This window comes from Sphingobacterium sp. NPDC055346, from assembly GCF_053645235.1.
Genome location: NZ_JBSHMI010000007.1, coordinates 256,965 through 283,053, shown reverse-complemented (window position 1 = coordinate 283,053; position 26,089 = coordinate 256,965). Strand labels below are relative to the sequence as shown.

The 26,089-nt window shown below is 40.4% G+C and carries 22 protein-coding genes; 12 read left to right on the top strand and 10 right to left on the bottom strand.

Features of this window, described 5'->3' with window-relative positions:
- The first annotated feature begins 58 nt into the window (after positions 1-58).
- The 3 genes from ACWICE_RS15655 to ACWICE_RS15645 all read left to right on the top strand — a co-directional run bounded on the left by ACWICE_RS15655 (position 59) and on the right by ACWICE_RS15645 (position 3,208).
- On the top strand, positions 59-1,561 hold the full coding sequence (locus tag ACWICE_RS15655) for an aldehyde dehydrogenase family protein (protein ID WP_454298743.1): 1,503 nt from the start codon (positions 59-61) through the stop codon (positions 1,559-1,561).
- Positions 1,562-1,631: 70 nt separating this feature from the next.
- Positions 1,632-2,006, top strand: coding sequence for a DUF779 domain-containing protein (locus ACWICE_RS15650; protein WP_313191786.1), 375 nt, complete (start codon positions 1,632-1,634; stop codon positions 2,004-2,006).
- A 125-nt stretch (positions 2,007-2,131) separates the two neighbouring features.
- Positions 2,132-3,208, top strand: a complete 1,077-nt coding sequence (locus ACWICE_RS15645) for an NADH:flavin oxidoreductase/NADH oxidase (RefSeq protein WP_454298742.1) — start codon at positions 2,132-2,134, stop codon at positions 3,206-3,208.
- Between the two features lie 3 nt (positions 3,209-3,211).
- Here the strand turns inward: ACWICE_RS15645 and ACWICE_RS15640 are convergent, their stop codons facing one another.
- From ACWICE_RS15640 to ACWICE_RS15630, 3 genes are all read right to left on the bottom strand, one after another.
- Positions 3,212-3,613: an acyl-CoA thioesterase gene (locus ACWICE_RS15640; protein WP_185213468.1), complete on the bottom strand. Its 402-nt coding sequence runs from the start codon at positions 3,611-3,613 to the stop codon at positions 3,212-3,214.
- 21 nt (positions 3,614-3,634) lie between these two features.
- Positions 3,635-5,455: a MutS-related protein gene (locus tag ACWICE_RS15635; protein WP_454298741.1), complete on the bottom strand. Its 1,821-nt coding sequence runs from the start codon at positions 5,453-5,455 to the stop codon at positions 3,635-3,637.
- A 229-nt stretch (positions 5,456-5,684) separates the two neighbouring features.
- The gene (locus ACWICE_RS15630) at positions 5,685-6,341 is read right to left on the bottom strand and encodes a protein-L-isoaspartate(D-aspartate) O-methyltransferase (RefSeq protein WP_093101430.1); all 657 of its coding nucleotides are present in this window, start codon (positions 6,339-6,341) and stop codon (positions 5,685-5,687) included.
- Positions 6,342-6,519: 178 nt separating this feature from the next.
- Between ACWICE_RS15630 and ACWICE_RS15625 the strand changes: the two genes are divergently transcribed.
- From ACWICE_RS15625 to ACWICE_RS15610, 4 genes are all read left to right on the top strand, one after another.
- A complete protein-coding gene (locus tag ACWICE_RS15625; RefSeq protein WP_454298740.1) occupies positions 6,520-7,377 on the top strand; it encodes a DUF4886 domain-containing protein in 858 nt (285 codons plus the stop codon).
- A 95-nt stretch (positions 7,378-7,472) separates the two neighbouring features.
- Positions 7,473-8,123, top strand: coding sequence for a DUF6266 family protein (locus tag ACWICE_RS15620; RefSeq protein WP_454298739.1), 651 nt, complete (start codon positions 7,473-7,475; stop codon positions 8,121-8,123).
- Between the two features lie 130 nt (positions 8,124-8,253).
- Complete coding sequence (locus ACWICE_RS15615) at positions 8,254-10,587, top strand: TonB-dependent receptor (RefSeq protein WP_454298738.1); 2,334 nt, start codon at positions 8,254-8,256, stop codon at positions 10,585-10,587.
- Entirely contained in the window at positions 10,588-11,787 is a 1,200-nt protein-coding gene (locus ACWICE_RS15610) for a PepSY-associated TM helix domain-containing protein (protein WP_454298737.1), read from the top strand. It abuts the gene before it with no gap.
- Here ACWICE_RS15610 and priA read toward each other — a convergent pair.
- Positions 11,781-14,261 (bottom strand): replication restart helicase PriA, encoded by a 2,481-nt coding sequence (priA, locus tag ACWICE_RS15605; RefSeq protein ID WP_454298736.1) that lies wholly within the window; start codon positions 14,259-14,261, stop codon positions 11,781-11,783. The genes ACWICE_RS15610 and priA overlap by 7 nt on opposite strands.
- Positions 14,262-14,415: 154 nt before the next feature.
- Positions 14,416-14,805 carry a DUF423 domain-containing protein gene (locus ACWICE_RS15600; RefSeq protein WP_454298735.1) on the bottom strand — a complete coding sequence of 130 codons (390 nt, stop codon included), beginning with the start codon at positions 14,803-14,805 and terminating at the stop codon, positions 14,416-14,418.
- Between the two features lie 132 nt (positions 14,806-14,937).
- Here ACWICE_RS15600 and ACWICE_RS15595 point away from each other — a divergent pair, with 132 nt between their 5' ends.
- From ACWICE_RS15595 to ACWICE_RS15575, 5 genes are all read left to right on the top strand, one after another.
- Positions 14,938-17,586, top strand: coding sequence for a hypothetical protein (locus ACWICE_RS15595; protein WP_454298734.1), 2,649 nt, complete (start codon positions 14,938-14,940; stop codon positions 17,584-17,586).
- A 116-nt stretch (positions 17,587-17,702) separates the two neighbouring features.
- Complete coding sequence (locus ACWICE_RS15590; protein WP_185213459.1) at positions 17,703-18,710, top strand: DHH family phosphoesterase; 1,008 nt, start codon at positions 17,703-17,705, stop codon at positions 18,708-18,710.
- A 27-nt stretch (positions 18,711-18,737) separates the two neighbouring features.
- Entirely contained in the window at positions 18,738-19,730 is a 993-nt protein-coding gene (locus tag ACWICE_RS15585) for an FKBP-type peptidyl-prolyl cis-trans isomerase (RefSeq protein WP_185213458.1), read from the top strand.
- A 109-nt stretch (positions 19,731-19,839) separates the two neighbouring features.
- On the top strand, positions 19,840-20,634 hold the full coding sequence (locus ACWICE_RS15580) for a TatD family hydrolase (RefSeq protein WP_454298733.1): 795 nt from the start codon (positions 19,840-19,842) through the stop codon (positions 20,632-20,634).
- Between the two features lie 3 nt (positions 20,635-20,637).
- Positions 20,638-21,660 carry an asparaginase gene (locus tag ACWICE_RS15575; RefSeq protein WP_185217747.1) on the top strand — a complete coding sequence of 341 codons (1,023 nt, stop codon included), beginning with the start codon at positions 20,638-20,640 and terminating at the stop codon, positions 21,658-21,660.
- Here the strand turns inward: ACWICE_RS15575 and ACWICE_RS15570 are convergent.
- The 5 genes from ACWICE_RS15570 to ACWICE_RS15550 are packed head-to-tail and all read right to left on the bottom strand — an operon-like array spanning position 21,647 to position 26,058.
- Positions 21,647-22,948, bottom strand: coding sequence for a bifunctional folylpolyglutamate synthase/dihydrofolate synthase (locus tag ACWICE_RS15570; protein WP_454298732.1), 1,302 nt, complete (start codon positions 22,946-22,948; stop codon positions 21,647-21,649). The two genes, ACWICE_RS15575 and ACWICE_RS15570, sit on opposite strands and share 14 nt — an antisense overlap.
- Before the next feature lie 10 nt (positions 22,949-22,958).
- Entirely contained in the window at positions 22,959-23,780 is an 822-nt protein-coding gene (locus ACWICE_RS15565; protein WP_185217745.1) for an energy transducer TonB, read from the bottom strand.
- Between the two features lie 58 nt (positions 23,781-23,838).
- Positions 23,839-24,246 carry an ExbD/TolR family protein gene (locus ACWICE_RS15560; protein ID WP_185213453.1) on the bottom strand — a complete coding sequence of 136 codons (408 nt, stop codon included), beginning with the start codon at positions 24,244-24,246 and terminating at the stop codon, positions 23,839-23,841.
- 32 nt (positions 24,247-24,278) lie between these two features.
- Positions 24,279-24,977 (bottom strand): MotA/TolQ/ExbB proton channel family protein, encoded by a 699-nt coding sequence (locus tag ACWICE_RS15555; RefSeq protein WP_454298731.1) that lies wholly within the window; start codon positions 24,975-24,977, stop codon positions 24,279-24,281.
- Positions 24,978-25,011: 34 nt separating this feature from the next.
- A complete protein-coding gene (locus ACWICE_RS15550; protein ID WP_454298730.1) occupies positions 25,012-26,058 on the bottom strand; it encodes a hypothetical protein in 1,047 nt (348 codons plus the stop codon).
- Between the last annotated feature and the right edge of the window lie 31 nt (positions 26,059-26,089).

The following is a 26,089-nucleotide window of genomic DNA, read 5'->3' as shown; positions in this document are numbered from 1 at the left end:
ATTGCCTCTTGGTAAATTTGAGAAAGAGTCCAATATAAACTATTAAAAACACAGAACTATGAGCGCATTAAATAGACCAACGTTCAAAGAGCGTTACGATAATTACATTAATGGAACCTTCGTTCCACCCACTCAAGGAAAATATTTTGACAATATCTCCCCTATAGATGGCAAACCATTTACACAGGTTGCCCATTCCACAAAGGAGGATATTGATAAAGCTGTTGAAGCAGCAAGCAAGGCTTTTGAAACTTGGAGCAAGACCTCATCAACGGAACGCAGCAATATTTTATTCAAGATTGCAGACCGTATTGAACAGCACTTGGAACAGGTTGCCATTGTAGAAACGATTGACAATGGAAAAGCAGTACGTGAAACATTGAATGCCGATATTCCATTGGCAATTGATCATTTCCGTTATTTTGGTGGAGTGATCCGAGCTGAAGAAGGATCATTATCTGAATTGGATAGCAAAACGGTATCCTTAATCGTTAATGAGCCAATCGGTGTAGTGGCACAGATCATACCTTGGAACTTTCCGATCTTGATGGCCGTATGGAAATTGGCTCCTGCCTTGGCTGCGGGCTGTACCGTAGTCCTCAAACCGGCAGAGAGTACGCCTACATCCATCATGGTATTGATGGAAATCATTGGCGACTTGCTTCCTCCGGGAGTAATAAACGTAGTAAATGGATTTGGATCAGAATTAGGTAGGCATCTAGTGACCCATCCGAAAGTAGCGAAAGCTGCCTTTACTGGATCAACTGCTACAGGTAGAATGGTCATGCAATATGCTACGGAGAACATTATCCCGGTTACCTTGGAATTAGGTGGTAAATCACCGAATGTATTCTTTGAGTCTGTAATGGACGAAGATGATTCATTTTTGGACAAAGCAATCGAAGGAGCAGTATTGTTTGCCCTGAACCAAGGTGAGATTTGTACCTGTCCATCTAGGTTATTGATCCAAGAGTCCATCTATGACAAGTTTATAGAGCGCGTCATTGAACGAGTGAACCAGATCAAAGTTGGAAACCCATTGGATCCAACCGTGATGATGGGAGCCCAAGCTTCCAAAATACAGAAGGACAAAATTATGTCCTATATTAAATTAGGAAAAGAGGAAGGTGCAGAAGTATTGACTGGAGGCGATGAAAACCATTTAGGTGGAGATATCGACGACGGTTACTACATCAAGCCTACTTTATTCAAAGGGAACAATAAGATGCGCATTTTTCAAGAAGAGATCTTCGGCCCTGTATTGGCCGTTACGACCTTCAAGGATGTAGACGAGGCCATCGCCATTGCGAACGACACCATTTATGGTTTAGGAGCAGGTGTATGGACCCGTGATGCCCATGAACTTTATATGGTCCCTAGAGCCATTCAGGCTGGCCGTGTTTGGGTAAACCAATATCACAGTTATCCTGCTGGTGCTCCATTTGGTGGTTATAAACAATCCGGCATAGGACGTGAGAACCACAAAATGATGTTAGCCTATTACCGTCAAGCTAAAAACATGCTCATCTCATACAGCAAAGAAAAGCTTGGATTCTTTTAATAGAGTTTAATAGTTAAATGTGTGAAAAGGGGTTATGCTCTATAACCCCTTTCTTAAAACTGCTAGAATTATGATCTCAAGGATAGATGTAACCGAAAATGCGAAAGCCGTAATCAAGGAATTAGAGGAAAAGCATGGCCCATTGATGTTTTATCAAGCAGGTGGCTGTTGTGAAGGAACCCAACCACAGTGCTTTGAAAAGGGTGGATTTTACCCCAGGATGAACGATGCCATGATAGGCCTGGTCGAAGGTTTTGAGTTTTGGGTAGACCGCGATCTTTTCGAATACTGGAAGTTTTCACATTTTACATTGGATGTACTGGATGGGTTTGGACCAGGAGGATTTTCATTGGAAACCCCTATGGGAAAAACGTTCAAGATCCACTATCGGTTATTTACGGAGGAAGAACTGAAGGAATTACCTGAGGTCATCCGGAATGAATAATAAAAAATTGATCTTTTTGGGTTCAATTGCTTTCTGAAAGTCAATAAACCCTAATTATGCTGTTTTTTTGATAAATGATCTGTAAATTTAATGAAAGGTCGAATTTATTAAACCCAGAAAAACAGATGACAAGCCCTTCCCTATTCTCTTCATTAAAACTTTCCCATTTAGAACTCAAAAACAGAATCGTTGTTTCGCCAATGTGCCAATACAGTGCAGTTGATGGCTTTGCCAATGATTGGCATTTGGTACATCTCGGCCAATTTGCCATTGGACGTGCAGGAGCAGTGATCCAAGAGGCGACTGCAGTAAGTCCTGAAGGCAGGATTTCTTATGGCGATCTCGGGATTTGGAAGGATGAGCATATCAAAAAATACAAACAGATAACCAATTTTATTAAAAGTCAGGGAAGCCTAGCGGGGATCCAATTGGCACATGCTGGAAGAAAGGCAAGTACGGATCTGCCGTGGATAAGCAGGAAACAATTTTCTCCAGATGAGGAACATGGTTGGCAGACTGTTGCTCCCTCTCCTATTCCATACCATGAAAAAGAACATCCACCCATTGGTTTAAGCCAGAGCGAGATCCAAGAAATCATTGCCCAATTTAAGGACGCAGCAGCAAGAGCAGTTGAGGCTGGTTACCAGATCATAGAAATCCATGCCGCCCATGGCTATTTGATCCATCAGTTCCTTTCACCTCTGGTCAATTTCAGGGAAGATGGGTATGGAGGTAGCTTCGAAAACAGGGTCAGGTTTCTGTTGGAAATCGTAGATGCCATCAAATCAGTTTTAAAAACTGAGCATTCGCTATGGGTCCGCTTATCGGCGACCGATTGGGCAGATGGCGGTTGGGACATTGAACAGACAGTTAAATTGACCCACCTCTTGAAAGGGAAAGCTGTTGAAGTGGCTGATATTTCTTCTGGAGGAGCTGTATCCTTCCAGAAAATCCCAGTTGAACCAGGCTATCAGATACCCTTTTCCGATCAGGTCAAACAAGCCAGTGGGATTGGGACAGGAGCTGTAGGCTTGATCACTAGTGCCAAACAGGCACAGGACATCCTAGATCGAGGTGCTGCAGATCTGATTTTATTGGGCAGGGAATTCTTGCGTCATCCCCACCTTGTCTACACTTGGGCCCAAGAATTGGGCGTAGAGCAGAGCTGGGCACCTCAATATGCAAGGGCAAAGATTGAATAGGAATTATTCTACATCCAAACCTTCCAAGACTGGAATAGGCTTTTTGTCATCTCCCAAAGCTACGAAGGTAAAACGGCCTTGGATCGCCAGTTCGCGACCATCTTCATACATACCTTCTCTAAAGATTTCTACATAAACCTTTAGGCTTGTCCTTCCGACGGTCTCTACACGGGCTACAGCTTCTACAATGCTTGCAGAAGGTATAGCTTTATGGAAATCGATTTTGTCTGTAGATACTGTAACTAGGGATTTTCTACAAAAACGTGTAGCACACATAAAGGAAACCTCATCCATGATCGCCATGGCTTTACCACCGAACAAGGTGTCATGATGATTGGTAAGGGAAGGAAACACAGTCATGGTAATTCGTGTTTCACTTTGATCGATACGTTCTTGAATAGTCATTTTATGAATTGAGCCGCAAAGTTAATCAACTTTTTCGCTTTCTACGACTATTCCGATGCCTTTCAGCAGCATCGAAGCGTTAAAGATGGTACATGCACCATCCTTTAATTTGTAATCAAACAACATTTCAGAACCATGCACCTGTATATCAAAATGATAATTTTTAAGGTATCCCGGATAATCATTAACGAGTTCAGAAAGTTGAAGGTCATGGGTGGCCAACATTCCGCGTCCATGTAGTTCAATCAACTTCTTGATGATCGCTTTTGATCCTAAATATTTATCCACGGAATTGGTTCCCCTTAACATTTCATCGATCAAGAAATAGCTTGACTTAATATCCTGTACCCGCTCCAAGATAAATTTCATGCGATCTAATTCGGCCTTAAAGGTTGAAGTGCTCTCGTTCAAGGAGTCCTTGATCCGCATGTATGTCACCAATTGATAGATAGGGAGGGCGAACTTCTTGGCACAGACTACAGCACCAGTATAGGCTAATACCGCATTTATACCTATTGTCCTTAGGAAAGTACTCTTACCGGCCATATTGGAGCCTGTGATGAGCGCTATTTTATGGTCATGGGCATCATAATCATTAGCGATGGATTTATTGGCTGGGATCAAGGGATGATTGATATCTTCAGCAAAGAGTTGGTCTTTTTCAAAATCCTCCAAAATACTTGGCTGTGTCCAATCTGGATGGTTGTACGCAAGGATGGATAAAGAAACCAGACTTTCATATTTTGCCACAGCGTCAAAACCGGACAGAATGGAATCTTCATATTGATCTTTCCATTTGCTGATGGCCATGACCTGCTTAAAATCCCACAGGGCAAGCATGTTTAGGATGGCACCTATCAGCATATTATTACGTACGTCCAATTTATCGATCAACTTACCCAGTTCATTGATGATACTGGAAAGTTTCTTTTGCTGAGCTTCTACTTCGATCTTTTTTTGAAGCTCCTGATTTAAGGCAGCTGTATACTTTTTATCTTCCATCAATTTGATGGCATCGGCAAATCCAATCAATGATACGCCAATCTTATCGATCTTATTGGAGAAATGGCTGACCTTGCCGGCTTGGACCATCGTCCATAACAGGTGGATGATGCCTAAGCCTAGGAGATAGCCTCCGATATTATGGACAAACACAGAAAACAAGATTCCAGCCAAAAATATCCATGGAACTATGGGAACATACATTCTATAGAAGGCGTTGCCAAATTGGAAAGATTTATCGTGGAAATAGCTATAGATATAGGATCTTAAGTTGATCTTGGAGCCTAGATTGAACAACATTTTGGTTTGGAAAGCCTGCAGATGTTCAGGGTCTGCTTTCAGTTCCTGAACCGCTTCCTGCCTTGCAGATATCTCTTTTTTGTTAGATGGAGCGTCCATCCATGAATGCAAAACCGCAACTCCATCTTTTGTCGCACAACGGTTGACCAGCTCGAACAAGGAATTAGGGCCGAATATATCCAGGTCTGAACTATAGGGGTGTTTAGGGTCTTCGAATGCCTCCCCATCATCGTACATGTTCTTCTTACGGTCTTGAACATGCAGTTCATTTTCATTGACACTCAAAAAGACTTTAGCCTCCTGCAGTTTTCGATCCACCTTTGCCTGTCTATATACCAGGAATGCAAAGAGAAAGATAACCAATAGAAAAGCACCCAAGACCAGAAAGATATTGTTCAGGGAGAACAGTTGCCAAATACCTATAGCCCCAAGGACCATTAGCCCCAAACGGAGAAAGGCATTTTTATTGATTTGCTTCTCTAATGATTTTATTTCCTCTTTGGTCCTATTGACATTGCTTTGGTAGAAATCTGCACTCATAGGAGCTAAGGTAGGGAAAAGACAACAGACAACAGACAACAGACTATAGAAAATGCATGTTTAAAAGCATTTTGCAATTATTAATCCTGCTTATTTTCACCTAAATCAAGCATCAAAATTGAATTAAGTAATCCTGAACTGTCTATATATACATCCTACCTTAATTTTAAGACAAAAAAAGACGCATTTAAGCGTCTATTGTCTGTTGTCTAATGTCTGTTGTCCTTACTCACCAAGCCTGATCCCCTACAAGAGGCACGAACCTGAAGGTATCGAGTTCGATTCTTTCGAAGTCGTTTTCACCTACTCGAAGGATGGTGACCATTTTTTGGAATTTCTCATCACCTACAGGGATAACCAAAAGACCTCCCAAACGAAGTTGTTTCAGCATTTTTTCAGGTACAAAGGGAGCCCCGGCAGTTACGATGATTTTGTCATAGGGTGCTTTTTCGGGGATACCTTTGGAACCATCGCCCAAGAAAAAGTTTGGCTTATAGCCCATATAGGGCAATACCTGAATGGTTCGATGGTAAAGGTTTTCCTGACGCTCAATGGTATACACATCAGCTCCCAATTCCATAAGGATACAGGTCTGATAACCAGAACCCGTACCGATCTCCAGGACTTTATCACCTTTTTTGATGTGCAGCAATTGGCTTTGATAAGCTACGGTGTAGGGTTGGGAAATCGTCTGGCCATCACCGATTGGAAATGCAATATCCCGGTAAGCTTGGTTCCAGAAGGTTTCATCAAAAAAGAAATGACGAGGGACTTTTGCAATTGCCTGCAACACCTTCTTATCTTCAATCCCACGTTTTTCGAGATGTTTCACCAACTGCTTCCTTGCGCCCTGTTCCCGGTAATTGTCTATAAACTTATAAGCCATATGTCTCAAAATTACCCTTATTTTACCATATTATTAAGGTTAAAATGCAAAACATTCAAGCTCAGAACGGTTCTGAAAAATGAGAAAGAAAATATCCCTAAGCTTTATTTTTTGTACTTTTATACGTCTAGGAAATTAAAAAATAATATTCCTGGCCCTCACCCAAAAAATTGATAGAATGAAAAAACTGACTATTTATCTGTTTATCATATTACTGCAGTTTCAAGTAGTACTTGCTCAGGAGACTTCTCCGAACGATGATGATGTCATGAAGGTTCTTGCGATAGGGAATAGCTTCTCCGAGGATGCCCTAGAAAATTACCTACATGAGTTATCCACTGCTGCAGGCAAAAAGATTGTTATTGGCAATTTATATATCGGAGGTGCGCCACTAGACCTGCACCTTAAAAATGCCCACAATAACCTGAAAGCATACAGCTATCGAAAAATAAGCATGGACGGTTCCAAAAAGACTACGGAACAGACCAGTATTGAAGATGCCTTGGCAGATGAAAACTGGGATTATGTAAGTTTGCAACAGGCTTCACCACTTTCTGGAAAGTACAATGTCGTTATGCAAACCTTAACCGACCTTTGGACGTATGTATTTGCACATGTCCATCCAGATACCAAACTCGTTTATCACCAAACATGGGCCTACCAACAGGACTCTAAACATGAAGGCTTTACTAACTATGACAATAGTCAGAAAAACATGTACGACAGCATCATGAGCGTCACGTCGAGATTAGAAAAAACTGGTGATTATGCCTTTATCGTTCCTGATGGCACTACCATCCAGAATGGAAGGACCAGTTCCATTGGTGACCAATTCACTCGCGATGGTTATCACTTGAACCTGGACTATGGTAGATTTGCGGCTGCACTGACTTGGTATGCTAAACTTTTCGACCTTGATCCCACGAAAACAGACTATAAACCCGAAAAGGTGACGGATCTACAGGCGAAGATTGTAAAGGAAGCCGCAAAAAAGGCTGTGAAGAAACCATTTAAAGTATCAAGAGTAAAAAAGTAGATTAATAACATTTACTTAAAAGAAATTTAATTTCATGTTAACTTGCTTTGAAGGCTGTTGTTTTGTAAGTTTAGAATAGAACAAACAGGTGTGATATGGCAACTTTAAAAAATGGAAATAAAATCCCACTTAATGGAAAGGTGGGATTTTTTGTTTACAGTAGTAACAAAAGTCCAATCGCGACAAACCCAACTCAATTAAGATTGACCAAGGAAAGGATCTTTCCAAAGAAAAAGTCAGACTCCAAATTTAATTTTCTCAAAGCATACATTGCGGAGATCCTCCCCTATATCCGGTTAGGGTTTAAAAATTATCATAATGGATGGACCAGCTATCAAGCTGCCATGTCGTATAATTTTAAACATTCCGTTCTTGAAAAGGAATCTAGGTTTGAACTGAATTGGGAGAAATTCAGTATCAGTAGAGGTTTTGAAAATCCGATCCAGGATGTCAAAATCAACTTATGTCATGATTCGGATTCATTTAGGATTTCTTGGGATTACGATAAAGTTCTATCTAGTGCTTATGATATGGAAGGTTATAGGATCATGATCCTACTTCAACCGGAAATTAATGGGCCCAATAAAATCTACGGTATGGTAAATGGGAACCTTTTAGTGGAAAGACAACAACAACTCTTCTTAAGGAAACACAATAAGAATGCGATTTATCATATGTATGTTGCTTTTTTATCTAATGACGGCAGCTATAATTGTACAAATAGTTTGTACCTGGGGGAAATATAAATTAGGCGGATTGCCAAGAGTAAATAGCTTAATAACAAAAAAATATAATATTATTTAATCTGGGCTTTTGTAAATAAGGGGAGATTATATAAATTTGGCGCAATTTATAATTGTTCTAAATAAAAATAAGATGCACTACCTATACAAATTGTTAACGAAAACCCAGCTTTTACTGTTCCTGATTTTTCCAATTTCTTTAACCGCCCAACAACTGGAAATCCAGGTAAATAATGAAAACTCGGGTAGACAAGCCGATGTTAACATTAAGGTAAATGGAAAAACCATAGGAAAAACAGATAATAATGGATCAGTCCTTATCAATTATGAACAGTTCAAACTACCATTAAACCTACAGATCAGCCATTCGGGCTATTTAACCCTATTTCATACCGTTTCACCTGACACTGTAAAACAGCCACTGATCTTTACCCTGCAGGAAAAAAATGATTTAGATGAGATCGTAGTTACAGCAAGTCGCAAACCTGAACATATTTCAACAGTCCCATCCTCCATTTCGATATTAACGAGTAAAGAGATTGAAGCTCAAAGCCAAATCAACACGAATATTTCCAATATTTTGGGTAACAGCATTCCTGGTTTAGGGGTAAGTAGCAATAAGGCAACCAATACCGGACAAACCCTAAGGGGCAGGTCTGTTCTAGTGCTTATTGATGGAATTCCGCAGTCTACTCCGTTAATGAATGGTGCTAGAGATATCAGATCTATTGATCCTTCAGTAATTGAAAGAGTGGAAGTAATCAAAGGGGCAACATCCATTTATGGTAATGGTTCTGCCGGAGGTATTATCAATTATATTACAAAAACCAATAAGGATGCAAACAAGGCAATTTCTGGAAGCAGTAATCTTAGAAGCACCATAAACCCTCTACATTCTTCAGAGACGATTGGATATCGATTTGATCAAACATTATTTGGAAGGGCAGATAAATGGAATTATACAATCAGTGGTACAGCTGAGTATAATGGTCTCCAGCGGGATGCCGATGGCATTGCTCTTGGTCAGGTGGACGGTCTATCGAATTCACATCAGTACAATGCCTTTTTGAAGGTAGGATATGATATTAATGAGAATTCAGGAGTTACTGTCTTGTATAATTTTTTCAACAGTTCCCAACATGCCAAGTACATTAGTCAAACCGGTAAATATGGGCAAACACCGACTATTGGAATCAAAGGTGAAGATCCAGGAAAACCTACAGGTACTCCATATAACCATAATGCCATGTTAAGTTATTTCAATAATAATTTAATAGGTTCTACTTCCATTCAGGCTTCCTTGTATTATAATACTTTTCGCTCAATGAATAGATATATTGAGAAAGGAACTGCTTGGTATGGCCCGGGGCAAACACAAATTAATTCAGAGAAAAAAGGTTTAAGGCTTAACCTGAACACACCCTTTAAGCTATTCAATGCCAATTCCGATATCACCTACGGATTAGACCTGCTGAATGATGTAACTGACCAAAATTTAACGGATGGACGCATCTATATCCCAGATATGAATATGGTGAACATAGCGCCATATGCTCAATTGCGTATTGATGTGTTAGAAAACCTGATTTTAAAGGGAGGTGTAAGGTATGAAAATGCTACGGTGAAAATCAAGGATTTCAATACTATCGCTACAGGTCCTAACAACGAAGGCAGTATCGCGGTGACTGGAGGAAAAATACCCTATAAAGGTGCAACATTCAACGCTGGACTTCGATACAATAAATATGAAATTTTCAATCCATTCATTAGCTTCTCCCAAGGCTTTGCCATCAACGAGTTGGGAAGAATCGTAAGAAGGGCAACCGACAATGATCTGGATAGTATCAAAACTGACCCAGTAATCACCAATAACTACGAGATAGGATTTTCTAGCCATTACAGTATATTCAATTTCTCGGCATCCTATTACTATAGCACTTCAAAGATGGGGGTTGAATTAGTAGATGTTGGCGGATATTTAGTGGCACAGCGCCTACCTGAAAAAGTACAGGGACTAGAATTTACTTTGAATGCCGAGCTTTCCAAGCAATGGACCATAGGCGGAACATTTGCTCACGTGGAAGGAAAAGCAGAGGACTCTGAACAGGTATCTCACTACCTCAACGGCACGAGGATAGCTCCGAACAAAGCTACAGCCTACCTGATCTATACACCGACTGATGCATTAAATCTACAATTACATTGGATACATACAGGTTCTAGAGATCGTTTTGAACGCAATGATAAAGGCCTTTACAAAAACAGCGAAGGTCCGATCAAAACCATAGACCTCTTCAACTTATCAGCGAGCTACAGGATCAACAAACAATGGGGACTTGGACTTGGTGTGGAAAACCTATTGAACAAGGATTATTACCCGGTCATCAGTCAGTACAGGGCGGTGGATGCAGAATATGTAAAAGGTACTGGGACTACCGCATCATTAAATATTAATTATCGATTTTAAATGGTAAAAAGCTTCATCCTTTGGTTGCATAAATGGTTAGGCCTCACAACAGGAATCGTTGTTGTCATTTTAGGCCTGACTGGTTGTGTATACACGTTCTTTGATGAGCTAAAGTTAGTTTGTTATCCTGATCGATATATTTTAGATCAACGCTATCATTCTAGTGATGCCCTCCCCCTAAGTCAACTTAAAGAAATTGCCAGCAAACAATTAAATGATGGCGAGTCCATTTCTAGGGTTGATCTGTATCCGGAAAAAAACAGGAGTTGGATTTTTCGTGTTCAGGAAATTGATCCCGATGCATTTGGTTATTGGAATTACTTCAAGACCTATAAAAGGATCTTTTTAAATCCATACACTGGAGATCTACTCTTTGTGGAGAATTCGAAAACCGAGTTTTTCCAAGTTATTTTGCAGATGCACATGAACCTGTTGTTGGGCAAAAAATACGGGACATGGGTTGTTGGAATCTCAACAATAATTTTTGTCGTCATCCTAATTTCTGGAATGGTGGTTTGGTGGCCAAAAAGATGGAAAGGAAAACCGTTGAAACGCAGTTTATGGATAGATTGGAAATCGAAATGGAAAAGGCTAAACTATGATTTGCACAATGTTTTAGGCTTTTATTCTTTTCTAATTTCATTGGTTTTAGCTATCACGGGTCTGGTTTTTACCTATCCTTCCTTTAAAAAGGCCTACATTTCATTTTTCAATTCCTTTGATGGCTCTGAAATCAAGAAGCTTGAAGGAGAACCTTTTAAAATCCCCAACTATTATCCAGAGGGTGAACAGCTTGATAATGCGCTCCACTTCCTATTGGAAAAGTATTCCAATGCTGGAATGATGTCCATTAGAAGTAGTAAAGAAGAAGACGAAACTTTTGATGTTCAGATCAGGATGACGGAAATGAAGACTGGTGATTTTAGATGGTATTACTTCAATAAAAAAGAAAACAGTATTGAAAAGGTAACTTCTTCCGAAAATTTAAAAGCCGGTGACCGAATTGGGACATTAAATTACGACATTCATACGGGCAATATTTCTGGGTTGCCAACGAAAATCCTGGCTTTTCTTATTTCTTTAATTTGCGCGAGCTTACCAATTACAGGATTTGTGGTTTGGCGCAATAAGGTAAAAGGGCAAAAAAGAAAGGCAGAAAAGCAGATTAAAAAGCGTGATTTATTGAAATCCAATCAATAAGGGTCTACATCGATCTGAACGCGGACGCCCTTGTTTTTCTTATCCAATTCAAAATGCAATAATGCCTGTTTGATGAGTTCCTTTACTTTCGAAATAGAAATGTTTTTCCGTTCAATCTTCAAGGTAATGGTCTGAATAAAGTTATTCCTTACCCGAGCGACAAGCGGGGGTTCTGGCCCAAGGACACGTTCAGCTAACTGCTGTCTCAGTAGGGACGCTAATCTCTTTGCTGCATCATGTACAAGATCTTGATCGGTATGTTTTACATCAAGCTTGATCAATCTATAAAAAGGTGGATATTGATAATTCTTTCTTTCCGTAATTTCAGCCATAAACATGGCCATGTAGTCATGATTGGTGACCTGCTCGAGGATGCGATGGTTTGGAGTATTGGTTTGAATAATCACTCTTCCCTCCGACTGCCTTCTTCCGGCACGCCCTGAGACCTGTGAGAACAAAGAGAATGCCCTCTCATAAGCCCTAAAATCTGGAAAGTTGATCATTCCATCGGCGTTAATAATCCCAATTAAGCTGACATTACCAAAATCAAGTCCTTTCGTGATCATCTGCGTTCCGATCAGCACATCGAACTCTTGATTATCGAAAGCCGAAATGACTTTATCAAAACCATATTTCCCTTTCGTGGAATCCAGGTCAAGGCGTCCAATTCGCAGATCAGGCAGTTGGATTTCCAACTCCTCTTCCACTCGTTCTGTTCCAAAACCTTTGCTCTGCATATTTGGCAATCCGCAGGCAGGACAAGTCTGCACCAGTTCTTCTGAAAAGCCACAATAATGGCAATGCATCAGGTTACTGGTTTTATGGTAAGTCAAACTAACATCACAGTTCACACATTTAGCCACATAACCACAAGTGCCACATTGCAAAAATGGCGTATGTCCTCTTCTATTTTGAAACAGGATCACCTGCTCTTTATTTTGAACAGTTTCTTCAATGGCCTTCAATAGCTTCAGACTAAAATAAGAGTACATCTCTTCCTTTCGGCCAGCTTCGGCAATATCCACAATTTCGATTGTCGGCAGCTTGGCCTCACCAAATCGTTCCGTCAATTCAATCAGACCATATTTACCAGCCTTAGCATTGTAATAGCTCTCCACTGAAGGGGTAGCAGAACCCAATAGTACTTTTGCTTGATGCTGATGAGCCAAGTAAATTGCCGTATCTCGTGCATGATACCTTGGAGCAGGATCATATTGTTTATAGGAGTTCTCATGTTCTTCATCCACAATAATCAACCCTAGGTTATGGAAAGGAAGGAAAACAGAGGATCTCGCGCCAATGACTACCTTAAACTCACCCTTATTTACTTTATGCCATACTTCTGCACGCTCATTGTCATTGAATTTTGAATGGTAAACACCCAATTGATCCCCAAAATGCAATTTCAAGCGTTCAGTTATCTGTGCTGTCAAGGCAATCTCCGGTAGTAGGTACAATGCAGATTTACCCTCTCGAAGCACAGCCTCAATCAAACGGATAAAAATTTGGGTCTTTCCAGAAGCCGTTACTCCATGGAGCAAGGCAACATCTTTCTCAGCAAAGGAATTATTGATTTCATCAAAGGCCTGTTCTTGGGCTGGACTAAAACTAAAGTCTGGAGATAACAGAACATCAGTACCCTCAAATCTACTGACCAACTTTTCCTCAACTGTAAAGACACCTTTATCGATCAGGGCGGTTATTGCACCAGCTCCTGAACCGGATACTTCCATGATATCCTGTCTGCTGACATCATTCTTTGTTTTGATAAGTTGGAGAAATGCAATGATTGCATCCTGTTGCTTGGGAGCTCGATTTAAACTATCCAATAATTCCCGTCTACCCTCCGGATCATTGAATTCGGAAGCTAACCTCAGAAAAGCTTTGGTTTTTGCCTTATATTTCTGCTTGATTTCTTCAGAGATCAGGATATATCCATGTTCAAATAGGTTCCTCAATAAAGGGAATACCGTTTTTTGACCTAAGATTTTGATGACATCGTTTACCGTCAACTCACCAGCAAGATCCAAGGCTTCAAGAATCATATAGCCTTTATCTGAAAGCGAAGAACGATCTAAATTAGGGTCGTCTGATGCGACGATTTTAGTTTCAGAGGCCATTTTTAGGGCTGCTGGCAAAGCCGCCTGCATCACATCACCTACATAACACATGTAGTATTCTGCGATCCAATCCCACATCTGCAATTGAGTTTCATTGACAATGGGATCATTGTCTACAACATCTAAGATATATTTGGCTTCATATTGATGAGGAGGTTCAGTCGTGATATTCTTGACCACAGCTGAATAAATCTTGTTCTTACCGAACTGTACGATCACCCGAACTCCTACTGCTACCTTATCATTCAATTCAAAAGGAACTCGATAGGTATAGGACTTAGCAATCGCCAATGGCAAAATAACCTCTACAAAATAAGTGACACGACCAGGAGCCGTTAAATCCAGTTGAGACATAAACAAAGGTAATAATAGTATTTATTAATAGCATTCAGTATTGGGATCATGCTTGCCTGTTATTGATTTATTATTCGACATAAATCAGCCATGCTAAGCAAAAAGGCACCAATGGTGCCTTTTACAATTCTATTTTGAGAATAGTCAATACAGATTAAGCTCTATTTCTCATTGCTGCAATGAACAAGGCAACCCAGCCGACCATAAAGCATAGTCCTCCTAAAGGAGTCACCGGACCAATAATAGAGATATTTTCAATGCCAAGTAGGTTTCTTGTGCTCAAGAGGTATAAGGACCCTGAAAAAAGGAATATACCGATAGTGAACATGATATACGAAACTTTAATGGACTGGCTTTTTGCTCTAGAAAATGTGGATAGGAATAAAAGTGCCAAGGTATGATAGAAATGGTACTGATTTGCAGTACCCCAAGTTTCTAGTTGTTTCTCAGAAATCTTACCTTCAAGACCATGTGCACCGAATGCACCAAGTATTACAGCTAACAAACCGAAAAAAGAAGCAGTTAGGATAATTTGTTTGTTCATAAATAAAGCTAAAATAATCGCTTATGATTTTTCGTTTATAAATGTATAAAATAACTTCTTAAAAAGCACTCCTATTTTTGCAATTTTGTCTATATTGAACACTAAAACAAACAAAAGGAAGACTATTCGTCCATGAGAAATACAATAATTGTTTCAATCCTTCTATTTATTGCGGTGGTGGTTGCGTCGGTATTTTACTTTGGGGATTTAAACAAGGAACAACAAGAATACGTAGGACCAGTACAGCATTTGCCGGAGGACACCTATTTAATCGCATCATTCCTAAATGATGCAACAACAGACAATATCTTCAAGGATTTTGAGATTTTTGAAGCCATGTTGGGCAAACACGCCATGCATGAACTCAAACAACTGAAACAAAACTTACTTCGTAACAAAGAACTGTCTCCATTGGTTGGAGGAGCTGAAATCTTGATGTCTTTCCATCCAGAGAAAAAAGGAATAAGCACCTTGTTTAGTATCCATAGCATGGATCAAGTCGACCAATCTGTATTGGATCAGACCTTCCTTACCCTGAGCAAAAAATATAAAGTAAATATTGCCGATACAGCTGGAATACGCATCTATGAATTCAAGAACATCGAAAAGGACACGACTTTCAAGGATGACAAAAAACTGGACTCCGTTTTTTATGTGACCTACCAGGAAAATACCTTCTTCTCCAGTTTCAACAAGGGACTTTTGGTCAAAGTAAATGACAAGAAAGTTGAAAAACTTAAAAAAGAGCAGGTTACCTTCTTTAATGAACATAACAATCGGAATGCTCCATTTACCATTTATGTTCCCCAACAAAACATCGCATCCTTCATTTCTGTATTCAAGGAAAATCGCCCCGGTGATTTCTTAAGGCAATTTGTAAATCTAAAGGGAGAAACCGTTTGGAACATCAATTTCAAACAAGATGCCCTGATGCTGACGGGTGAAAGTCAGCTGGTTGATAAGGATAGCGAGTATATTGGACTTTTTGCAAACCAAAGCAAAACCAACCAACGCTTATACAATTATTTCCCTTCAAATACCATGATGTATGTGGAGTACTCTTTCAGTGATTCCAAATCTTGGTTTGAAGACCTAGCGATCTGGCAATCCAAACAGGATAACTTCCAGCAATTACAGGGACAAGCCAAGGAAATCAACAACAATCGGGAAGGTCTATTGGCAGACTTCCAGTCAACCTTGGCTGGCAACTTTGCTGTTGCTGAGCAGAGCAATTCTGATTATTTAGGTTTCGTCACCATTCAGGACAGCAGCAAACTGAATGAGATCATCGATAATATTGCGGAAAACGTAAGTGATAGTACTTATAGATTTAGATTCGCCAATATTCCTTATCGTTACTTTGGGGAAGGACTTAAAGCTTTTTCAAGACCATATTTCGTACGTATCAATGATATGTTAGTCATGGCAAATCAATTATCTACAGTGCAGGAATATGTGCGCAAATGGAAAAACAAGGATTTGTTGGTTGCGAGTCTAGGTTTTAAGAATTATGAACAGATACAGGGCAACGAGGCCAATGTCACCTTCTTTATCAATACTAAAAACGCCGGCAACTTCATCAATAACACCTTGAAATCTGAATATAGCCGTAAGTTCAGGGACGATGATGAATATGGATTCCAGGATTTTTATTCTTGGTCTTTACAATTATCAGGAAATACAGGGAATTTCATCAGCAGGTTCTACGCCATCTATAAAAGTAAAAACCGATTGGGAGTGACTCCCGAATGGACTTATGATATGGGCAGTAGGTTGATCAATGGCCCTTATGTTTTTGAACATTCCGATACTTCCCAATTCATCCTCGTACAGGAACAAGACCATACAGTGCATGCCATCCATCCTTCTGGGAATAAACTATGGTCCTCCGTGTTTTCGGGTAGAATTGTTGGCAAGGCAAAACAATTGGCCGATAGGAGTCTGTTATTGGTTACCGACAGAAGGAGATTATATCGATTCGATACCAGTGGAAAAACATTACAAGGCTTCTCCACCAGTGTTTCTTCTGAACCTACAGGAAGTCCAACCATCGCGGAGTTCAGTGGTCAACAGATCATTTTGATCCCTGCAAAGGACAGAATAATGGCATATGACATGGAAGGCGGACCGGTCAGCGGATGGGACAATGCAAGAATAGAAGGTGAACTTCTTGGACCAATTCACTTTATTGACCAGCAGGCCGTGGTTGCCAGCAGTTTCGGAAGAATTTATTTCTTTGACCAAACTGGCAATAAAACAAAGGAAATTGACATTCCAGGGGATGTTACGTTTGTGGGTTCGATGGGAATAGTGAACAAGGAAAATAATTATGAGTTTTATTGCACAGATAATGAGGGTAAATTACATCAAATAAAGGCAGATGGAACAAGCAAGGTCGTTCTGAATGGGGAATGGAAAAAAGGCTATGATGCTTACTTTGAAAATATCAATGGTACCACTGCTCCAGAATTGATCGTAGTAGATGGCTCCTACCTTCAGGTTTTAGAACTTGGAGACAGCCCAAGACAACTTTATGACTATACGTTCACCCAAAATATAGATGCAGAACCTAATTTCTTCCCGGTTTCCAGCAGTATGTTTCAACTTGGAATTGCAGACCAAGAGAATTTAGTCTATCTATTTGCTGAAAATGGATCATTGGCAGACGGCTTCCCTGTGGAAGGTTTACCACTGTTCTATTACGGCAAAATCAATTACAATTCTGGCAATTATTTATTAACGACAAAGCGAGATTACAAAATCTACGCGTTCCGACATTAACAGACTAATTTTCAATTGATTTAGATTGGCGATAATTTAAATAAAGTAAGATATTAAGCCGTAAAAATTTTTAATTGCAAACTTTTTTTCATTAGGTTTGCATTCACAAAAAACGTATGCTACAAGGAGAAGAATATTTAGAAGAGCTTTCCAGACCTAAAAAGATAATAATTACCACTCATCATAAACCCGATGGAGATGCTTTAGGCTCATCATTAGGACTATATCACTGGCTTAAAGGAAAAGGCCATGAGGTGAATGTTGTGCTGTCATCTGATTTTCCAGACTTTTTAAGCTGGATGCCTGGCTTTGCAGACCTAATATACTTTCCTGATCAACCTGAGGAATCCCAAAAACTATTTGATGAAGCAGAAATAATCTTCTGTTTAGATTATAGTGCCCTTTCGAGGACCAATATTCTGGAACCCATAATCCGTGAGGCAAAAGGCCAGAAATGGATGATTGACCATCATTTAGATCCAGAAGATTTCGCAACCGTTGAGTATTGGGACTCCAGCGCAGCAGCAACGGCACAGTTGGTTTACACCTTTATTGCAGATGTCTACCACGACAAAGAATCCATCACTGCTGAAATTGCATCATGTTTATATGCAGGGATCATGACGGATACCGGTTCATTCCGTTTCAGGTCTACCACCTCTGCGGTTCACCATATCATTGCCAACCTGATCGATGCAGGGGCAAAGAATTGGGAAATTCATGAGAATATATACAATAGTTCCACAGAAAACCGTTTAAAGTTCTTAGGCTATAGCCTTTTGAACTGTTTGGAGGTGATTCCCGAATACAATACGGCATTGTTTTCATTGACCAAAGATGATCTTTTGAAATTCAATGTCAGCACCGGAGATACCGAAGGTTTGGTGAACTATGCATTATCGATAAAAGGGATTAGATTAGCCGGTTTATTTATTGATAGAACTGAATTAATTAAATTATCTTTGCGTTCGATTGGCGATATCCCTTGCAATGAGATCTGCAGGAAATATTTCAATGGTGGAGGGCATTTGAATGCCGCGGGTGGCAATTCAACAGAGAAGTTGGAAGATGTGGTAGCAAAATTCAAATCTATCCTTCCGGAGTACTCAAGTTATTTAAAATAGAATATAATAAGCGTTATAAATAAAAAAATGAAAAAATCGATTTTAGTATTAACAGCATTAGCTGGTCTTTTTCTAGCTTCATCATGCCAAAGTTTCAAAAAAGGTGAAGGTGGTCTAGAATATAAATTCTTCGAAGACAAAGGTGGTGAAAAAGCTGTAGGTGGAGATGTTCTAGCCATGGATATTGTTGTTAAAACAGACCGTGACTCTTTATTGGCAAGTACTTATGATGTAGGATTGCCACAGATCGCCCCTGTAATCCCTGATTCATTGGTTCAAGGCGGATACGCTGGTGACAACAACACGATCTTGAAAATGTTAGGTGAAGGTGATAGTGCAACATTCAAATTGGACTTAGATACTATGGCTGCTAAAACAGGCCAACCAAAACCTGACTTCGCAGATAAATACATTCAATTTACTATCAAGGTTAAGAAACTTTTCAAAAAAGGAAGCTTAACAGATTCAGCTTTATTCGAACAAGTAAACAAATACTACTTGGCTGAAATGGAAGGTCTGAAAAAATCTGAAGAAGGTAAAATTGCTAAATACGTTGAGAAAAACAAATTGCAACCTAAGAAAACTGCAACTGGTCTTCAATACGTAATCAAAACTGAAGGTACTGGCGCAAACCCAGTTGTTGGTGATACAGTAGTTATCAACTATACAGGTGGTTTGACAAACGACAAAATCTTCGATACTAGCAACCCTGAGGTAGCTAAAGAAAAAGGTATCTTCCACCCAATGAAACAATACGAGCCATTGCGCGTACGTGTTGGTCATACTCCTGTTATTCCAGGATGGACTGAAGGTCTTCAATTATTGAAAAAAGGTGGCAAAGCTACGTTGATTATCCCATCTTCATTAGGATATGGTGAGCGTCAGCAAAGTAACTTGATCCCACCGTATGCTCCATTGGTATTTGACGTAGAAGTATTGGATATTATCCCTGGTCCAAAAGGTGATACTCCGCAAGTTATAGCTCCAACAGGTGCTCCAGTAGAAACTCCAGTTAACTAATAAGGAGTTCTTTTACAAAATTTATAAAAAAACGCAGTTTTCATTATGAGAACTGCGTTTTTTTATTCCATAGAACCAGATTAACTAACAATATATTAACTTTGGCAGCATGGAAGAGCAAATTGATCTGAAAAATCAGACTTTAACCGACACGCATACTCATATCTATTATCAAGCTGGAACCCCTAAACTGAAAGAACAGCTTGACCGATGTTTTAAGAATGGTATCAGCAGACTGTTTCTTCCGAATGTCGATGTGGAGTCCATCAACAAGGTTTTCCAAACCGTTGAAGCCTATCCTGAAAACTGTTTCCCTATGCTTGGTTTACATCCTTGCGATGTAAAAGATGATTATCAAAAACAATTGGATCAGATCTACGCAAAGATTCAAGAGTCTAAGATTTATGCCATTGGTGAAATAGGGATCGACCTATATTGGGATCAATCCACTCTGGAAATCCAGAAAGAGGCTTTCAGAAAACAGATCCAATGGGCTAAAGACCTTGGACTGCCTATATCTATCCATTGCAGGGAGGCTTTTGATGAAGTCTTTGAGGTACTGGATGAAATGGCCGATGAGAAATTATTTGGCATTTTCCATTGCTTTACCGGCAGCTTAGAACAGGCTCATCGCGCTATTGCCCTAGGATTCAAACTAGGAATTGGTGGCGTGGTTACCTTTAAGAAAGCAGGCTTGGATGCCGTTGTGAAAGAAATCCAATTACAACATATTGTACTGGAAACAGATGCACCGTATCTGGCTCCCGTACCTTTCAGAGGAAAAGAAAACGAAAGCAGTTATCTGCTATATGTAGCCCAAAAGGTTGCAGACTTACATGAGATGGGAATTGAGAAGATCGCGGAAATAACTACCAACAATTCTAAACAAGTATTTAAGATTTAATTGATGTACAATATTTTTATCATTTATACCGGTGGCACCATTGGTATGGTAAAAGATCCAGAAACCGGAACTTTTATTCCTTTCGATTTTGAACTGATTGAAAAGAACCTACCTGATCTAAGTCGCCTGAACTATAAACTGACTGTGCACTCTTTTGAGCCTATCATCGACTCTTCCAATATGCGTCCAAGCATCTGGTTGGAGATGGCCAAGATCATCAAGGACAATTACGAGCTTTATGATGGTTTTGTAATCCTACATGGCTCCGATACCATGGCCTACTCTGCATCCATGCTGAGCTTCCTATTGGAAGGCCTACAGAAACCTGTTATTTTTTCCGGTTCCCAATTACCCATTGGGGAAATCCGTACGGATGCCCGCGAGAACCTGATGACAGCATTGGAGATTGCTTCTGCCAAGAGAGATGGCAAATCCATCATCCAGGAAGTATGTATCCTTTTTGACAATAAACTTTTCAGGGGTAATCGATCCTTTAAATACAATTCCGATAAATTCGAAGCTTTCCGTTCCCCGAACTTTCCCGTACTGGCCGAGGCTGGAATCCATATCCGATACAATGATGAGGTATTGGCCAATAATGCTGGGCAGGATTTTATCTGCCATTATCATATCGACAACCGTGTTGGGGTTCTTAAACTGTTTCCTGGCATCAGTCCCGAAACCATTAAGGCGGTATTGAATTCAGATGTAAGAAGCATTGTGATGGAAACCTTTGGTAGCGGAAATACCATGACGGATACCTGGTTCCTGGAACTGCTCCAAGAAGCCATCAAATCGGGAAAGAATATACTAGATATTTCGCAATGTAAGGTGGGTTCTGTAGAATTAGGTCGTTACGAGACTTCTCAGGGCTTGAAATGCATTGGAGTGCTCAATGGGTATGACATGACCTTTGAAACTGCTGTAACCAAGCTTATGTACCTTCAAGGTGAATTGGACAGTCAAGAGGACGTCGCACATTGGGTACAGCAGAGTCTTCGCGGCGAATTGACTAAAAATGATTAGTCAATACTTCCGCAACAACAAAAGTACTTCCACCGATAAATATGAGATCACCCTCTTGGTAATTCCTTAGGGTGGCTTCATAAGCTGCATCAATCGAAGCATATTCTTCACCCTTCAGGCCGAATGAATGTGCAAGTTCAGCCAGTTCCGCTGCTTTCATTGCACGAGGCATCTGGGGTGCAGCAAAATAATAGGTCGCTTGTTTTGGTAATAAAGGTAGAATGTGTGAAAGATCTTTATCCTTCATTGCTCCAATGACAAAGTGAAGGTTATTGAAATTTAAGGTGCTCAGATTACGAACCACAGCCTTTATCCCATCTTCATTATGCCCAGTATCACATATTATCCAAGGATCAGTTGACAAGGTCTGCCACCTTCCCTTCAAACCTGTAGATTCTTGGACCTGACTAAGACCTTTCCTGATATCTTCTTCACCTAACTCAAAGCCCAAAGCCCTCAATTGATCAATAGCCTTCAGCACTCCAAGGATATTCTTCTTTTGATATGAACCTGAAAGATCCAATTGCCAAGTGATACATTCTTCTGTCTTCTTGTTTTCAACCGTGATATCCAAGCCTGTCTGCTTCTTCTCAACCTGATGAACCTCATAATAGTCTTCAGCAAAAAAGATCGGGCTATCCCCTTCTTTAGCTTTATTAATGAAGATATGTTCTATCTCACCCTGCTTTTCAGAAACAACCACTGGCACATGTGGCTTGATTATTCCCGCTTTCTCCCCTGCTATCTGCTCCAATGTATCACCAAGGATATTCATATGGTCCATTCCGATATTCGTGATCACACACAGCTCAGGCATAATGATATTGGTGCTGTCCAATCTTCCTCCTAGCCCTACTTCGATCACTGCAATATCAACTTGCTCTTTAGCAAAATAATCAAATGCCATGGCAACAGTCACCTCAAAGAAAGAAGGCTTAAGGTCTTCAATCAGCACTCGATGTTCATTGACAAATTCAACAACAAGCTGCTCAGGGATCATCTGACCATCAATCCTGATCCTTTCCCTAAAATCCACGAGATGGGGGGAAGTATACAGACCTGTTTTCAAATTAGACGCTGCCAATACAGAAGCAAGCATATGCGAAGTAGAACCTTTACCATTGGTTCCGGCAATATGGATTGATTTAAACTTTTGATGGGGATTGCCAAGAGCCTGGCATAGCAAAAGAGTTTTGTCTACATCGGCATTGATGGCACTGGCTCCATCACGAGTAAACATAGGTAATCGAGCAAACAAATACTCGATTACCTCTGCAAATGTTTTCATATAATTAGAATTATCTTACTCTAAATCTGAAGGTAATTAGCCCCGTTTGGGTCTGAGGCGCATTAGGCAGTGCATTCAATCGTGCTTGTTCAACTGCACGGATACACTTTTCAATTAATCTGTAGTCCGCAATGGTCGTACCTTTAGCCTGTCTGGCACGCACGATATTACCACTCTTGTCCACGGTAAATTCAATCTTGACAATACCGGTTTGCTGGCCATTGTCATCTATCTTCGGTGGCACCGTAAAACGTCTGTTTTCCAGTGATAACATCGCATCACCAAATCCCGAACCACCTTCTCCATAGTTACTAGCTAATGGATCCCCAAGTTTAGAACCTTGGTTCCCTGGTGTAGAACCAGTACCATCACCTGTACCTTGCGCATTATTTTTCTTGCCTTTGTACAAAGCATTAGGATTCACTGCTGGTGTCGCATTCTTTTTCTCCGCCGTAGCCTGTTCTGCATTTGCCTTTACGGGTTTCTCCGCTTTAGGAACTGCTGGTGCTTCTTCAACATCCTGGGTTGCTACTGCTTTATCAGCAATCTGCTGAGAAGGCGTAGGGATAGGTGTTGAATTCGGGTCTATCTTGTCCGGTTTCACATTGTTGGCATTCTCATCCATTGATGGTTCATCGACACTCATGTAATCATCTCCCATTCCTTCTGGAGATGTACCATAGTTTACTATGATACCCCCCATACCGTATTCAGGAAGATTTTGACCAAATACAATAAAGAAACCAATAACGGCCAATCCAGCCATTACCAGTGATGAAATACCTAAAGCCTTTGGAAGATTATTATCTTCTCGATATTGATTGTAGTACATTTTCCTTGATCTCTTCTAATTCGACCTTCTACAGCCCAAAACGTTTAATAATAAATTATTAATCTTTCTTAGGCTCTGTTGCCAATACCATTTTGACCTTCAATCTGTTGGCAATATCCATTACCGAAATTACATTCTGGATAGGCACTGTACTGTCTGCATAAAGCATAACGGTCAATTCCTCACCAGTAGCAATATTGGATTGGATATAAGATTCCAGGTTCTCCAATGGAATAGCTTGTTTGTCCACATGGTAAACCAGATCACTCGTGATCGAGATCGTCATGGTCTTCTTAGCCACCGACTGCTCCCCAGCACTGGACTTTGGTAAAAGCAACTTTACCACCTGTGGGTTAGATACTGCCGAAGCCAACAGGAAGAACAACATCAGGAAGAACATGATGTCATTCAGGGCAGCTGTATGTACTTCTGCAGCGGGTTTATTTCTTCTATTACGTAAATTCATTTTTAGCCTTTCAATGATGGACCAGGTCTAGCTTACATGCTAGGCTCATCCAATAAATCGATAAATTCAATTGCATCAGTCTCAATGCGCAAGATCAAGCGCTCTACCATCATGTTCAGGATATGGTAACCGATATAAGCCAAGATACCAATGGTCAGACCCGAAGCCGATGCGATCATCTTCACATAAAGACCTCCAGATACCGAACCAATATCGATACCACCGGCCATCTCTACATCACGGAAGATCTGGATTACCCCAAAGATCGTTCCTACGAAACCTAACATGGGAGCAATACCGGCAATGATACCCAAGATATTGATGTTTTTCTCCAAACGAGAAACTTCCAATTTACCTTGGTTTTCAATCGCGCCTTCAATATCCTTGATCGGACGACCTACACGTGTCAAACCTTTCTGCAACATTCTTGATAATGCCGAGTTGTTGGAACGACAAGCAGCCATAGCAGAATCGATTTTTCCGGACAATACACTGCTCTTTACAGAAGCTAATAATCCGCCTTCGGATTTACTGGCTTTGCGAATGGTAATGTATCGTTCAAAAAAGATGACCAATCCCAAGAAAAATAACAATAAGATTGGAATCATAATCCACCCACCCTTCATCAGAAGTTCAAGCAGGTTAAGGTTGTCTGTTGTAGCTAATGCTACCGGTTGTTGTTGTACTTGATTCAAGGTATCAACGATTGCAGGGTTTTGTACTAATGACATAGTTTATTAACGTATTTTGTGCTGTTTGATTGATTTACTTGTTTATTTTTTGATGCCAAGCATCCGCAACATAATGTTTCCTCACATATTTCAGGGCAGAATCCGCCTGTTCTTTTGTTTCATAAGAATCCCAGATCACTTTCTTCTTGTTATGTGCAAGGTTGCTCGGAATTACCCGTACAGATTCTATTCCCGCCTTGTTAAATGACTCCGCCTGTTCATAGGCCTGAGCCAAAGTAGCATGCGTTCCTATAACGATCTGATAAGTGTGATTTGCAGGGATCAAAGGATTGTACACCTTCTTACCTGTACTTGTATTTGCTGTACTGTCTACCGTAGTAGCCGCCGCCGTACCGCTTGTATCCACAGGTTTTGCAACGGAGGTGTCAGGTTCTACGATACCGGCATTCAAAACGCTATCTTCCTTCTCCTCTGTTTTGCCTGAGCTGTTTGTATGGTTGACATAAAACAAACCAGCAATGACAACAATAGCCAAGACCGCAGCCCAAATATACCATTTTGATTTACCAGTGCTCTGAGGCTCCTCATAAACCTCTGGTACGACTTCCTGTTCTGCCACAGCGACTACTGGCTCTTCAACGATCTCTTCTTTCTCTTCCTCTTTTGACAATTCCGCTTCAGGCTCTGGGGTCGTAGGTTCAACGACTTCCACCTGTTCAGGGACCGGACTCGCTGCTCCTTCTATCGGCTGCAATTGGAATCCGCTCAGATCCTCAGCTTTAAACACCAGAGATGAGCCATGCTTGATCAATTGCCCCAAATGGTTCAAGGTCACCGATCCATTCTCTTTAATGGTTTCCAACAGATTCAATACGGCATCATGCACGTCAGCCTCTGCCGATTGTCTAGAGGTTTGTTTCGACTGTTGGATGTAATCAATAAAATCAACACCATCAGTAGATTTCCCGTCAAATTCCAAATATGTCACTGGAGGCAAATACACTCCGCGGCGATCATCATATACAGAAGGCGTGTGAATGCGTTTGAAAACTCCCAAACCCTTCACATACACCTCGTTTCTATGCTTTAATAGCTGATGAATGTATCTTCCTAAATCCATTTATTCCTTTGCTGCTGCAAATTTAAAGTTT

Excerpts from the sequence above, each read along its gene's own strand:
- ACWICE_RS15655 (WP_454298743.1), top strand. The coding sequence starts at position 59 with ATGAGCGCATTAAATAGACCAACGTTCAAAGAGCGTTACGATAATTAC.
- ACWICE_RS15650 (WP_313191786.1), top strand. The coding sequence starts at position 1,632 with ATGATCTCAAGGATAGATGTAACCGAAAATGCGAAAGCCGTAATCAAG.
- ACWICE_RS15645 (WP_454298742.1), top strand. The coding sequence starts at position 2,132 with ATGACAAGCCCTTCCCTATTCTCTTCATTAAAACTTTCCCATTTAGAA.
- ACWICE_RS15640 (WP_185213468.1), bottom strand. The coding sequence starts at position 3,613 with ATGACTATTCAAGAACGTATCGATCAAAGTGAAACACGAATTACCATG.
- ACWICE_RS15635 (WP_454298741.1), bottom strand. The coding sequence starts at position 5,455 with ATGAGTGCAGATTTCTACCAAAGCAATGTCAATAGGACCAAAGAGGAA.
- ACWICE_RS15630 (WP_093101430.1), bottom strand. The coding sequence starts at position 6,341 with ATGGCTTATAAGTTTATAGACAATTACCGGGAACAGGGCGCAAGGAAG.
- ACWICE_RS15625 (WP_454298740.1), top strand. The coding sequence starts at position 6,520 with ATGAAAAAACTGACTATTTATCTGTTTATCATATTACTGCAGTTTCAA.
- ACWICE_RS15620 (WP_454298739.1), top strand. The coding sequence starts at position 7,473 with ATGGCAACTTTAAAAAATGGAAATAAAATCCCACTTAATGGAAAGGTG.
- ACWICE_RS15615 (WP_454298738.1), top strand. The coding sequence starts at position 8,254 with ATGCACTACCTATACAAATTGTTAACGAAAACCCAGCTTTTACTGTTC.
- ACWICE_RS15610 (WP_454298737.1), top strand. The coding sequence starts at position 10,588 with ATGGTAAAAAGCTTCATCCTTTGGTTGCATAAATGGTTAGGCCTCACA.
- priA (WP_454298736.1), bottom strand. The coding sequence starts at position 14,261 with ATGTCTCAACTGGATTTAACGGCTCCTGGTCGTGTCACTTATTTTGTA.
- ACWICE_RS15600 (WP_454298735.1), bottom strand. The coding sequence starts at position 14,805 with ATGAACAAACAAATTATCCTAACTGCTTCTTTTTTCGGTTTGTTAGCT.
- ACWICE_RS15595 (WP_454298734.1), top strand. The coding sequence starts at position 14,938 with ATGAGAAATACAATAATTGTTTCAATCCTTCTATTTATTGCGGTGGTG.
- ACWICE_RS15590 (WP_185213459.1), top strand. The coding sequence starts at position 17,703 with ATGCTACAAGGAGAAGAATATTTAGAAGAGCTTTCCAGACCTAAAAAG.
- ACWICE_RS15585 (WP_185213458.1), top strand. The coding sequence starts at position 18,738 with ATGAAAAAATCGATTTTAGTATTAACAGCATTAGCTGGTCTTTTTCTA.
- ACWICE_RS15580 (WP_454298733.1), top strand. The coding sequence starts at position 19,840 with ATGGAAGAGCAAATTGATCTGAAAAATCAGACTTTAACCGACACGCAT.
- ACWICE_RS15575 (WP_185217747.1), top strand. The coding sequence starts at position 20,638 with ATGTACAATATTTTTATCATTTATACCGGTGGCACCATTGGTATGGTA.
- ACWICE_RS15570 (WP_454298732.1), bottom strand. The coding sequence starts at position 22,948 with ATGAAAACATTTGCAGAGGTAATCGAGTATTTGTTTGCTCGATTACCT.
- ACWICE_RS15565 (WP_185217745.1), bottom strand. The coding sequence starts at position 23,780 with ATGTACTACAATCAATATCGAGAAGATAATAATCTTCCAAAGGCTTTA.
- ACWICE_RS15560 (WP_185213453.1), bottom strand. The coding sequence starts at position 24,246 with ATGAATTTACGTAATAGAAGAAATAAACCCGCTGCAGAAGTACATACA.
- ACWICE_RS15555 (WP_454298731.1), bottom strand. The coding sequence starts at position 24,977 with ATGTCATTAGTACAAAACCCTGCAATCGTTGATACCTTGAATCAAGTA.
- ACWICE_RS15550 (WP_454298730.1), bottom strand. The coding sequence starts at position 26,058 with ATGGATTTAGGAAGATACATTCATCAGCTATTAAAGCATAGAAACGAG.